This window comes from Vibrio sp. K4 (assembly GCF_051122595.1).
Lineage (GTDB): Bacteria > Pseudomonadota > Gammaproteobacteria > Enterobacterales > Vibrionaceae > Vibrio > Vibrio owensii.
Window position 1 is genome coordinate 413,790 of sequence record NZ_CP178577.1, and the last position, 12,745, is coordinate 426,534.

At 44.8% G+C, this 12,745-nt stretch carries 10 protein-coding genes; 3 read left to right on the forward strand and 7 right to left on the reverse strand.

All coding sequences use genetic code 11. The features are described from left to right. Positions 1–7: 7 nt before the first annotated feature. Positions 8–1,387 (forward strand): DNA repair protein RadA, encoded by a 1,380-nt coding sequence (gene radA / locus ACLIIY_RS01985; protein ID WP_005439523.1) that lies wholly within the window; start codon positions 8–10, stop codon positions 1,385–1,387. 217 nt (positions 1,388–1,604) lie between these two features. Continuing rightward, positions 1,605–3,695, forward strand: a complete 2,091-nt coding sequence (fusA, locus tag ACLIIY_RS01990) for an elongation factor G (RefSeq protein ID WP_039840239.1) — start codon at positions 1,605–1,607, stop codon at positions 3,693–3,695. A gap of 105 nt (positions 3,696–3,800) precedes the next feature. On the opposite strand, the gene ACLIIY_RS01995 is transcribed toward fusA, so the two are convergent. Next, positions 3,801–4,730 (reverse strand): LysR substrate-binding domain-containing protein, encoded by a 930-nt coding sequence (locus tag ACLIIY_RS01995; RefSeq protein ID WP_434528043.1) that lies wholly within the window; start codon positions 4,728–4,730, stop codon positions 3,801–3,803. A 99-nt stretch (positions 4,731–4,829) separates the two neighbouring features. Between ACLIIY_RS01995 and ACLIIY_RS02000 the strand changes: the two genes are divergently transcribed. Beyond that, positions 4,830–5,039: a DUF1127 domain-containing protein gene (locus tag ACLIIY_RS02000; protein WP_434528044.1), complete on the forward strand. Its 210-nt coding sequence runs from the start codon at positions 4,830–4,832 to the stop codon at positions 5,037–5,039. Between the two features lie 64 nt (positions 5,040–5,103). Here the strand turns inward: ACLIIY_RS02000 and ACLIIY_RS02005 are convergent, their stop codons facing one another. From ACLIIY_RS02005 to ACLIIY_RS02030, 6 genes are all read right to left on the reverse strand, one after another. Beyond that, positions 5,104–5,955 carry a hypothetical protein gene (locus ACLIIY_RS02005; protein WP_038894254.1) on the reverse strand — a complete coding sequence of 284 codons (852 nt, stop codon included), beginning with the start codon at positions 5,953–5,955 and terminating at the stop codon, positions 5,104–5,106. Between the two features lie 3 nt (positions 5,956–5,958). Beyond that, the gene (locus tag ACLIIY_RS02010; protein WP_434528045.1) at positions 5,959–8,349 is read right to left on the reverse strand and encodes a fimbria/pilus outer membrane usher protein; all 2,391 of its coding nucleotides are present in this window, start codon (positions 8,347–8,349) and stop codon (positions 5,959–5,961) included. A 10-nt stretch (positions 8,350–8,359) separates the two neighbouring features. Beyond that, positions 8,360–9,043: a fimbrial biogenesis chaperone gene (locus tag ACLIIY_RS02015; protein WP_434528046.1), complete on the reverse strand. Its 684-nt coding sequence runs from the start codon at positions 9,041–9,043 to the stop codon at positions 8,360–8,362. 88 nt (positions 9,044–9,131) lie between these two features. Then, a complete protein-coding gene (locus ACLIIY_RS02020) occupies positions 9,132–9,725 on the reverse strand; it encodes a hypothetical protein (protein ID WP_042603848.1) in 594 nt (197 codons plus the stop codon). A 206-nt stretch (positions 9,726–9,931) separates the two neighbouring features. After that, positions 9,932–10,567: a response regulator transcription factor gene (locus tag ACLIIY_RS02025; protein WP_038894250.1), complete on the reverse strand. Its 636-nt coding sequence runs from the start codon at positions 10,565–10,567 to the stop codon at positions 9,932–9,934. Positions 10,568–10,905: 338 nt separating this feature from the next. Further along, complete coding sequence (locus tag ACLIIY_RS02030) at positions 10,906–12,597, reverse strand: AMP-binding protein (RefSeq protein WP_199455642.1); 1,692 nt, start codon at positions 12,595–12,597, stop codon at positions 10,906–10,908. Between the last annotated feature and the right edge of the window lie 148 nt (positions 12,598–12,745).

Consider the following 12,745-nt stretch of genomic DNA (forward strand, 5'->3'; position numbering starts at 1 on the left):
AGGCATCATGGCGAAAGCAAAACGAGCGTATGTTTGTAATGATTGTGGCGCGGATTTCCCACGTTGGCAGGGGCAGTGTAATGCGTGTGGTGCATGGAATACGATTACCGAAGTTCGCATAGCGGCATCGCCAACTGTCGCGCGCAACGAGCGCTTATCTGGTTATGCAGGATCTGCAACGGAATCAAAAGTTCAAACTCTGTCTGAGATTGATCTGCAAGAAGTACCGCGATTCACCAGTGGCTTTAAAGAGCTCGACCGCGTGCTTGGTGGGGGCGTGGTGCCCGGCGCTGCTATTCTGATCGGTGGTAACCCAGGCGCAGGTAAGTCGACCTTGCTATTGCAGACCATGTGTTTACTCTCAGCGCAAATGCCAACGCTTTATGTAACGGGTGAAGAATCCCTTCAGCAGGTAGCGATGCGTGCTTCTCGTCTTGGTTTACCAAAAGAGCATCTAAAGATGTTGTCGGAGACCAATGTCGATAAAATCTGCCAAATCGCAGAGAAAGAGCAGCCTCGAATTATGGTTATCGACTCGATTCAGGTAATGCACGTCTCGGATGTTCAGTCTTCTCCGGGCAGTGTGGCGCAGGTGCGTGAATCAGCGACCGCTTTGACGCGCTACGCAAAGCAAAACAATGTTGCCGTCTTTATTGTTGGTCACGTAACAAAAGATGGTACCCTTGCAGGTCCGAAAGTGCTTGAGCATATTATTGACTGTTCTGTGCTGCTCGATGGCGGCACCGATAGTCGCTTCCGTACACTTCGCAGTCACAAAAACCGTTTCGGTGCAGTGAATGAGTTAGGTGTATTTGCCATGACGGGGCAGGGACTGAAAGAGGTCAATAACCCATCGGCTATCTTCCTTTCCCGCGGTGAAGAAGAAACTTCGGGTTCCTCTGTTATGGTGGTATGGGAAGGCACGCGCCCTCTATTAGTAGAGATTCAAGCGCTGGTGGATTATTCGCAACTGGCCAACCCTCGTCGTGTTGCCGTTGGCTTGGAACAAAACCGCCTCTCTTTATTACTCGCTGTCCTGCATAAGCACGGTGGCCTTCAAATGGCTGACCAAGACGTATTTGTGAATGTCGTCGGTGGTGTAAAAGTGACAGAAACCAGTGCTGACCTTGCGTTAGTTATGGCGCTTTTGTCGAGCTTCCGCGATCGCCCATTACCGAAAGATGTGGTCGTATTTGGTGAGGTTGGCTTGGCGGGTGAGATTCGCCCTGTGCCAAGTGGACAAGAACGCTTAAATGAAGCATTCAAGCATGGCTTTAAGAAAGCAATCGTCCCTGCGGCAAATATGCCTAAAGGTGGCATTCCTGGTATGCAAATCCACGGCGTGAAAAAATTGTCAGAAGCGATTGAAGCATTTGATGAGTTGTAAACGCCATTTTGTGCCCCAATTTAAGGGGTAACAATAATGTTGAATCTGTCCTCATTATTATCGAATAGAGCACACAAATTGCTAAGTTTGACTATTATTTGAGGACGGAAAATTTACGTTAAAATTTTTTTTCTTCCATCCGCACGCAAGGGTATCAGTATTGACAGAATGTGATATACTCTGCGCGCACTTTATACCTTATTAACAGAGTAAGACAATGACTGATTTATCAAAATACAGAAACATTGGTATTTTTGCTCACGTAGACGCGGGTAAAACTACCTCTACAGAGCGTATCCTAAAGCTAACTGGTAAGATCCATAAGATCGGTGACACTCACGACGGTTCAACTACTACTGACTTCATGGAGCAGGAAGCTGAGCGTGGTATCACAATCCAGTCTGCAGCAACAACTTGTTTCTGGAACGATCACCGTCTAAACATCATCGATACTCCTGGACACGTTGACTTCACTATCGAAGTTTACCGTTCTCTAAAAGTACTTGACGGTGGTATCGGTGTATTCTGTGGTTCTGGTGGTGTTGAGCCTCAGTCAGAAACTAACTGGCGTTACGCTGACGAATCACACGTATCTCGTCTGATCTTCGTTAACAAACTAGACCGTATGGGCGCTGACTTCTACAAAGTTGTTGACCAAGTACAAAACGTTCTAGGTGCTACTCCACTAGTAATGACTCTACCTATCGGTATCGAAGAAGATTTCGTAGGTGTTGTTGACGTACTAAGCCAACAAGCTTACGTATGGGACGAGTCTGGCCAGCCAGAGAACTACGAAGTTCAAGACATCCCAGCTGATCTAGTTGAGAAAGCGGCTGAATACCGTGAAATGCTAATCGAAACTGCTCTAGAGCAAGACGAAGATCTAATGATGGCTTACCTAGAAGAAGGCGAAGAGCCATCTCTAGAAGACATCAAACGTTGTATCCGTAAAGGTACACGTGACCTAGCATTCTTCCCAACTTACTGTGGTTCAGCGTACAAGAACAAGGGTATCCAACTTATTCTTGACGCGGTAGTAGATTACCTACCATCACCAACAGAAGTTGATCCTCAGCCTCTAACTAACCCAGAGACTGGCGAACCAACTGGCGAAGTTGCAAAAGTATCTGCAGACGAGCCACTAAAAGCGCTTGCGTTCAAGATCATGGACGACCGTTTCGGTGCTCTAACGTTTATCCGCGTTTACTCAGGCCGCATGAAGAAGGGTGACACAATCCTTAACTCTGCAACTGGTAAAACTGAGCGTATCGGCCGTATGGTTGAGATGCACGCAGACGAGCGTAACGAAATCGATTCAGCTCAAGCTGGTGACATCATCGCTGTAGTTGGTATGAAGAACGTTCAAACTGGTCACACTCTATGTGATCCTAAGCACGAATGTACTCTAGAACCAATGATCTTCCCAGATCCAGTAATCTCTATCGCAGTTAAGCCTAAAGATAAAGGCGGTTCTGAGAAGATGGGTATCGCGATCGGTAAGATGGTTGCAGAAGATCCATCATTCCAAGTAGAGACTGATGAAGAATCTGGCGAAACTATCCTACGTGGTATGGGTGAACTTCACCTAGATATCAAAGTAGATATCCTAAAACGTACTTACGGCGTTGAGCTAGAAGTAGGTGCTCCTCAAGTTGCTTACCGTGAAACAATCACTCAAGCAATCGAAGACAGCTACACGCACAAGAAGCAGTCTGGTGGTTCTGGTCAGTTCGGTAAGATCGACTACCGTATCAAACCAGGCGAAACTGGTTCAGGCTTCACGTTCAAATCAACAGTTGTTGGTGGTAACGTACCTAAAGAATTCTGGCCTGCAGTTGAGAAAGGTTTCGCATCTATGATGGAAACTGGTGTTCTAGCTGGCTTCCCAACTCTAGACGTAGAAGTTGAACTATTCGACGGTGGTTTCCACGCAGTTGACTCTTCAGCTATCGCTTACGAAATCGCTGCTAAAGGCGCATTCCGTCAGTCTATGCCTAAAGCTGGCGCGCAACTTCTTGAGCCAATCATGAAAGTTGACGTGTTCACTCCAGAAGATCACGTTGGTGATGTAATCGGTGACCTTAACCGTCGTCGTGGTATGATCAAAGACCAACAAGCTGGTACTACTGGCGTACGTATCAAGGGTGATGTACCTCTATCAGAAATGTTTGGTTACATCGGTACTCTACGTACTATGACTTCTGGCCGTGGTCAGTTCTCTATGGAGTTCTCACACTACTCGCCATGTCCAAACAACGTTGCTGAGCAAGTAATTGCTGACGTTAAAGAGCGTAACGCTAAGAAGTAATTCTTAAGTTAACTCTGTAAGACATCAAAGCCCCGCCTAGTGCGGGGCTTTTTACTTTCTGTCGGTAAACTAATCTATAGGGCTTTCCTACACCTATTGCTGATTTTATTCTTCTTTTAACTGAATCGTTTCAAAATCTCGGACAGTGCTACGTTCGAAATCAGCAATCTCTTCTTTTATCCACTGGCTAAACAACTGTGCTTTTTGGCGCTTTAAGTAACCGGACGGTGCACAGAGGTAATACGCGTATTTCGGTTGAATGCCTATGTCTCCAATTCTTACCAGTTTTCCTTCTTGGATATATCGATAAGCCAAACTGTGCTTGACCAAAGCTACGCCTTGCAGTGACAAAGCGCCTTCTAGGACTAGGTGTGAACCACTGTATTTGAGGGTTGGCTTCGCCGCTTGATGACCTAGTGTATTGAGCCACAAGTTCCAGTCTAAATCTGGCCAGAGGTCTTCGATTAATTCTGCTTTATCTAAATCTTCAACGCGGTAGATACCGTGCTCTTTTTGGTAAATGGGATGGCAAGCAGGGTAGAAAACTTCATCCATCAACCACTGTGATTCAAGGTTCGGATAGTCGCCATGCCCATAGCGAACGCAAAGGTCTATCTGACAGTCTTGAAATGACACCAACTCGTTGGTTGGTTCCATCAGTAAAGAGATATCCGGATGACGCTGCCGAAAAGCGGTGATTCTTGGTACTAACCAATGGTGAGCAAAAGAGGGAAGCGTAGAGATGGAGAGGTGATTCGGGTTGGGATCTTGGTTAATCAATCGCACACCTTGTTGAAGGTGGTTGAATCCTCGCTCAGCTTGGGCAAACAGTAAATCGCCCTCTGCTGTAAGGAGTATCTTTCGGTGTTGGCGGACAAATAAGTCGGTACCGAGAAACTCTTCCAACTGACGTATCTGCTGACTAATCGCGGCTGGTGTGACAAATAAGTGTTTGGCAGCGGCTTTAAAACTGCCTTCCTTTGCCGCGATGTAGAAGTAGTACAGCCCTTGTAACGGAGGCATACGTTCTTTCACATTAGTTTTCCTTAACTCAGTGTCAGATTCTATCGTTTGAGAATAGCAGGGTAGTCACTGATTATTAAGTGGTCAATGTGAATGAATCGAGGAGGATATATGAACAATGCAACGCAAACCTGTGGCCAGTTAGCGTCGAAGCCAAGCAAGAGTTTAGTTCAGTATATCTTTTCCAAGTTAGCCGTATGGAGAAAGAACTACCGTACACGACGTCATTTGTCTGAATTACCTCGCCACCTTTTGGATGATATCGGTTACAACGAAACTGAAGTCCAAAAGGAAATTCAGAAACCGTTTTGGCGGGGTTGAACTTTAGCTAAAGAAAAAGCCAGCGAATAATCTAACGCTGGCTTTGTATTCAATGGTGTCACCTTTAAGGCATGGCTTTTACTTCAACCGTTATCGTATCTTGGTATTTACCGGCTCGGGCAAAGTCGATATTGCCTAATGTCACTTCAAGTGGCACTCCCCAGCGTTTGGTATTCTCATTATTAGAGAAGGTATAAACCGATTGCTGGTTTACTAGAGCGTTGTTGAATCGCAACGTGTATGGGATGGTAATGTTAGGCTCCGACTTCTGCTTCAGTTCACCATATTTTTGTTTTACTACAAGTCTGACATTTGAGTTTGAAAGAAGATCGAAATCAGAGCGATAGGTTCGGTTAGATTCCAAATCACCAAGCTGAAAACGATAACCTGAGTTGCCAGAACGCTGTAGATTTGGCGCGTTTGGTACAGAGTTGAAAGCCACAAACGCTGGCACTTTGAGTTTCACTTTCGCATTTTTTGTCTCTTGTTTTCTGTCTAAAGAAATAGATGCTTCAAGAAGTCCGTTGTAGTTGCCAGATGCGGCTACTTTAGCCTCTGGAACCTTTATCCAGAACTTGGTTCTTTGGCTATTATCCAAGGGCAGTTGAAACCCTTTATTTGGAAAGTGACTCAATTGCCGAAAGTTTTTGTCCAGAATGGTCAGAGGCAAGTTCGTTCCAATGGAGCTTAAGTAGCTTGATTGCTTGTTGTTGACCGAGACCATTGCCATAGGAAATCGACAGCTCTGAATGTCGCGTGATAACTCCAGATAAACCGGAATGTAAGCGCCTAAGTCACGTTTAAATTCAACGTTACTTCGGTCAACGTTTAGTGTCCATTTGCCACTGCATTCGGCCCAAACTGGTTGAGATAACATGGCTAAACCGAACACTGAGAGTTTGAATAAGTGTTTCATGGTTTATCCCTCTTTAATAAGTAAAGTGGGTAGATAAATCAGATTTTCATTGGTTTCTGGGACGTTCAATTTGGCTGGGCTAAAGCCATCAATCATGATGGTATAGCTGCCTGGTGCAACGCCCTCCACAACAAATCTACCTGATCGGTTAGTGAAAAAGTCATACGTTTTTTGTTGTCCAACTAACTGACCTTGGAAAAGTTTTAATGGTTTTTTAGGTCCGAGTTCAATCGTGCCAATAATGGTTTTCGACGCTGCTGAACCTATTTTAATTAGGTGACCAGTTTGTGACCCTGGCGTGATGTTGTACTCGTGGTCGCCAAAGTCATAGCCGATAGGAGCATCCGGTACGTTGATGTAAATGCTGGATAACTGATGCCCACCCGATAATTGAACGGCATTATTAATTGTAGAAGTTGAGATTGCTTCTGCAGGATCATCAGCTACCGCATTTATTTCTACGTCTGCATCTAGTGAGTCATGGACTGCGACGATGGCCACTGGACCATTGATCGGACGTGACCAAGCCAAGTTACCATCAGCTACGGTCAGTGCTGTACTGGCTCGTAAAGACGCCGTTTGATAGCTGTCCGCATTATCAAATTCTAGGTGTGAGACTTTGGCATCGGTGATAAAGCGGTTAGCAACGTAATTACCCTCGACCGAATACGTTTGAGAGTCCGCATCGCCTTCTGCTGTAAGCGCATAACCATAACTGCCAGTGTAATCGTCGGATGGACGTTGGAATTGAGCTCGGTAGGTATCGGGCTCGTTTGAGTAGGATACGTTCGCATTGTACTCGCCATCGATAGAGTTCCAATCCCAGTCAGCAGAGAAGATGAAGCGAGTTTCATCAATGTTGTCATTGGGATTTTCTTCTTTTTCTACACCAGCAGAGAGCGAGAGACTGAAAATCTGCCAAGCAATCTCAGAAGAAGCTAACCATTCAACCTCTTCTTCTTCAAAGTCACGATAATCTCCGCTCAATATTAGATTGAGATCATCCGTAATCGTGAACACATAATTCGAAAAAACGCGTAACCCAGTGCTTGGATCGGCAATCTGCCAAGGTAAGGCAAAATACTTATCTTGATACTCAACACCAAGGCGGAAGTTAGGTGAGCCATAACTGTCCGTTCCCCATAATTGATGGGAATAATCCAAGCTGTAGATACTGCCTGTTTCGTCATTAGGGTTGTTGTTTTGTGCAGAAGCTCGAACGCCTAAATTCCCCCAATCCGAGCCGATAGTCGCTATCACTCCGAGTTGTTGTCCCTCAGGATGATAAAGGCCATTTACACCAAGTGTTAACGTATCGCTGATACCATAGTCATAGTATCCAGATGTGATCCACTGCTCGTCATCGTATTTAAAGTTGTTGTCATCAATTGTCGAAGCCAATCCTGAATAAAAACCAAAGTCAGAAATGCCTTCACGCAGTAAACGGGAATTAAAAAATTGACTGTAAACGATGGTATCCGTTCTGCCTGATTGATAACTAATATCTAAGCGGACGTCATTCGTACCGGAAACGAGAGGCAAATCATCAAGTGTGTATCGACCAGGCGGCAATCTGATTTCAGTGAGAAAAATATCATTGATATAGATTTCGACATCGGCACTTTCATTTAGCACCAAAGGTTGTGTGCCACCATTTTGGATGTTGCGAGTTGGTTGTAAGTCTTGATACAAACGTTCAAATGCGACCCCGCCCATAGGGGTACTAGGGAGGTGCCCAGCGCTTGTTTGGGTGACATCACCAAAGGTTAATCGCCAAGGAGTGCTAGGTTCATCGAAGAAAAGACGAGCCTCACCGCGATACACATCAGAGTCAACATCGTTGCCGCCAGTGACAAAACCAGAGACATCGATGTTTGCGCCTCGAACGCCACCAATATTGGCTCGAACTAACCATTCTCCAAGCCAAGTTTGAGTATCTTCGGCGTTAGAATCGCTGAATAACGTGTAATCTGTGCTGGCGTTCAGTGTATTTTGCATTGTCCAGAATGCACTTTCCGAATACTGGGCGGGCTCATATTTACTGCCAAAAGACAGCAAAAACTCTGCCGCCGCAGATTCATCAATGACCAGATTAATGCTTTGTTCGGAAGAGTCGAAAGTGGCATTAATGCCCATACGATCCAACTGCTCAACCGTAATGTACTCTCCGGAGAACTCTCGTAGTGCGGTAAGTGTCTCACCATTTATCAGCTTCTCTACTGATTGAGCGAGTTGCTCTACGTTGATTGAGCCTACGGTCATGCCGTCAGAATAGGCGTCTACTTCGCCGATAGTATTCTCACCCCAAGTAACGGGAAATGGGAACAACCAACTCTGTGCAATCGCCGTTTGCATGGCCATGACTAAGGTGAGGCATAGAATGAGATTTTTCATAAAAACCTCATTAGTCTATTGTTTTAACAGAAACTTTTTTTGGTTGCCCTAAATCACTTGGCAAAGTGTATTTCACTGTCGTGCCTGGCATTAGGTAAGCGCTTGTCTTTTTGCTTAACACTTCCCAATCGACTGTTTTGTTTGCTTTGCCACCAGAGAAGTTAAACTCCATACCGTTCATGTTTAGTACACGTTTACCATCGTTTCTGATTGAAACCTGATTGTTTTGGATGGTAGCGGTTGGAATCGACTTGCTAGATGCCGGAGAAACAAAGGCTAGGGTGGCAAACTCTAACAGCATAGAAATTGAACTGTCATCGTCATTTTCTTCGACTTGGTTTTCTAATTCGATTTGGGTAAAGACGATGCGGTAGGTGACCGTTTGTTTAATCGGAGCTTTTGGCATGTGGCGTACACGGAAAGTTTGAGACTTTTGCCCTGCAATTTTGGCTTGAGGAGGAAGAATAAGAAATTCGTCTTCTGATGGCGTCAGAATTTCTTCGCCTGTAGAGAAGTCAGCTTGATAGACATTTACTTCAAGAAGAATCGGTTCTTCTTCTACATTGGTCACTTTGTACAAACCTTGTGAGTTCCGGCCAACATCATCGAGTTCGAGATAGATCGGGCTCACTTCATATGCGAAAAGTAGAGAACTGAACAGTAAAGAAAATAGAAGAGTGGTGATCCTAGCCATAGATATTTCTCCCTAAAACAAACTTGGCTCGATAACCGAGCCAAGTTTTAATTGTCTATAAAGACATTGTCCATAAAGTGTCGTTCGGCTATGGCATTACTGGACCTGACGCAGCAAGGCTCACTTTGATACGACCTTTATATTTACCTGCTCGTGCAAAGCCTGAGTCTTCAGGTTTCACATAAATTGGATGTTTGTTGATTTTGTTCACCAAATGCTCGCCCACTGATGGGATTGGCGATGCCATTTGTTCCATACCATGGTGGTTTTTGGTGTTCGCAACCGTTTCTGAACCAATTTTTACTTTGTAGTTAATTTTCTCACCCATGTTGTGCTTGGTTACGCCGCGTAATTTGTAAGCGGTTACTGAGAAGTCCAGATCAGTACCGTAGTTACACCAAGCTCGTAAGTTACCTACTAGCACTTTCTTGTTATTGAAACCGTTGTCCCACGAATCAGAATGCACTTTGTTTGCTTTACGCAGAACGTTGTTCTTAACATCTTTCTTACCAATTCGTAGTAGACAGCGTTTTGGCACTCGACCTTCAATTCGAATGGTTTTTTGGTCAGTTTTACTCAGCGTTGTAAAGTCCACTGGGTTGTTAAACTGAACCGCAGAAGCGCCAAAAGAAAGTGAAGCGGCTGCTGCAGCTACTGCTGAAGCTAGAAGTAACTTTTTCATAACTCAATCCCTCGTTAGTAATGAATGCATATCGTTGCATCGCTCTACTAGCTTATGAGGGGAGGAGTCTCTCAACCTCACCGACAAAGGTGAGATGATGTTATTAGTTAGGGTGAAAAAGGGGTGAACTTGGTTCAACTCAATTTGATTTCACCCTGACTAATGTTGAATTAATCAATAATCCTTTTTAATTTCTTATAGTTAGCTTAGAACTGTTCTTTTGCCATTGCCATTAACTCGTAGCGAGAATGTACATCCAATTTATGCAATACGTTGGACGCATGCGTCTTGACGGTATTCACGCTCACATTTGAGTGCCTAGCTATCTGCGTATTGGAGAGGCCTTGGAGCATGAGTTTGCACACTTCACTCTCTCTTTTAGTTAGTAAGAATTTAGAGCTGAGTTCTTCAGCTGCAACGACTGGGTTTTCTGTGCCCTGCTGATAGTGATGAATGGCTTTATTTAAGATGTGACGTGGGAACCAAACATCACCATTAGCAACCGCGGAGACGGCTTTAGGTAAGAGTTCTAGCCCATGACAGATTTGGCCAGAGTAACCTTTCTCAAGCCATTCTAGTGATGTTTGTGAACTAACGTTGACTGCTATCCATTTTTCATCTCTTTCATTCGGGGCGATACCATAGCGTTTTGGACAAGGCATGGTCTGTACGTCGAATAAGACAATGGTATTGATGGTGTCTTCATCCATTTGGGTGAAGCGATCGCTATTGACGAAATTGACATATGGAAAAGAAACTTTGATCAAGTCGCGAATCACCCTTGAGTATGAATTATCACGACTCAATAGGTGGACAACAAAATGCTGAGTACTGAATTCCATGGCAAATATTCCCTTAGGTCTAGATTTTAAAATTGTTATTAACCTAGTTCTCAACGCGTTGATGTATAAAGTATTTATTGAATAGACTGCAGTGCACGATTCATTTGTATTCATAATTTGTTGAGCATGAATGCGCTCATAAATCATGTGCACTTGTATTAGAAAAGATTAGTACCATATGACTAGAATACAAATGTCGAGAAGACAATCGGTTAGGGAAATTTGCAGAAATTCTTGAAAAAGATAAGTATGAAAAGGTATGAGACAAGTCACCCCAGAAGAACTGAAAAGTCAGTCTCTGGGGTGAAGTTAGGGTGAACTGGCATCAAACTGAGGAGTTACAAGTCTTCCTCCCACACCACTAAATCGCCTTTTGGCCAGTTGTGGCCGATCTCGTGGTATTTCTGCTCAAGCACATGACGCTTAATCTTCAAGGTTGGAGTTAACACGCCATTCTCGATGCTCCATGGGTCTTTGATCATCAATACCCCTTTGATCTGTTCGTGTGATTCTAGCTCTTGGTTCATCCGAGCGATCACTTTACGTGTGGTTCTTGCGTAACGCTCTTTGTCGAAGTTCGGGAAGTCATGTGGCACAACCAATAAGATTGGACCTGGTAGACCTAAACCGATCAAACACATCATCTCTACGCGACTGTATTCGAACAGTTTCTTTTCGATAGGCACAGGAGCGACGAACTTACCTTTCGATGTTTTGAAGGTGTCTTTCTTACGACCTTGAATGGTGAGGTAACCGTCGGCATCGATCGAGCCGATATCACCAGTATGCAGCCACCCATCCGCGTCAAACGACTCTTGGGTAGCAATGTCATTCTTGTAGTAGCCAGAGAACAAGCCTCTACCACGCACCATGATCTCATCATCGTCAGCAATTTTAAGTTCAATGCCAGGACCTGCATTACCGACCGAGCCAATCTTATCGGCGCGGAACGGATAATTTAGTGTGCTATAGGCGAAGGACTCTGTCATGCCCCATGCTTCGGTGATGTTCAAACCAACGCTTCGATACCATTCCAACAATGCTGGTGAAACAGGTGCAGAGCCACAACCAAGGACTCGTGCTTGGTCTAAGCCAAGGCCATCGGCAAGCTTTTTCTTGATCAAAGAATTGACGAAAGGAATCTTCAACAGAATGTTGAGCTTTTTCTGAGGAAGTTTGTCTTGGATACGTTGTTGGAACAACGTCCACAAGCGAGGTACAGAGATAAACAGCGTCGGACGATGCATCTTCACATCTTCGATGAAGGTATCGAGCGATTCTGGGAACGCCGTTGTCACACCACCCATGATGGATGAACCAAAGATGTAGACACGCTCGGTAATGTGCGCAAGAGGCAAGTACGAGAACAATCGGTCGTTTTCTTGAATGCCGATATGGTTGATGAGTTGTTGAACTGACCAACTGAACGCACCATAGGTGAGCATTGCGCCCTTAGGTAGGCCGGACGTACCTGATGTGTAAACCAGAGACATCAGTTTGTCGTCGTAATGCTGTGGACGTTCTTCACTCGGATCGGCGTTAGCGATCAGCTCTTTAAACTGATACTGGCAGTTTGGCGCGGTATCGTAAGGCAGTGCGATGCTAATGATATCCGGCATCGCGTCAATCACTTGCTGCGTTGCTGCAGGATCATCAAGCTTACCGCCGATCAGTGCTTTACTCTCACTGTGGGTGAGGCAGTACTCAATGGTATCGGCACCCGCTGTCGGGAAAATAGGCACACTAACGTAATCGCCAAGCATCATGGCTAAATCACAGATGAACCATTCTGCACAGTTTTTCGAGACTAAAGCCACTTTATCGCCTGGCTGTACACCAAGGTTACGTAAAGCGCTGACAAGCCTTAACGCTTGATCGGCAACTTCCGCATAAGTGAACTCAACGAACTGTCGGTTGATGATTTGTTTTAAGTAGACTTCATCTGGGCGTTCCGCTGCCCATTTGAGAATCATTTCATTTGGTGGTGGGAGAGCGCAAGTCTGCTCACTTAACTCGTTAGGCTGAATCATTCTCTAACTCCATGTTAATCGCAGGGTTTGTTGTTGTTAATGTAATGTTAACAATAGCATGGGTAAGGTTGTTTGGGGAAAGAAAAAGTAACAACTTGTTGTTAGGGATCACAGCTTATGACCTCAATGGGCTAAAGTACGGTTTAAT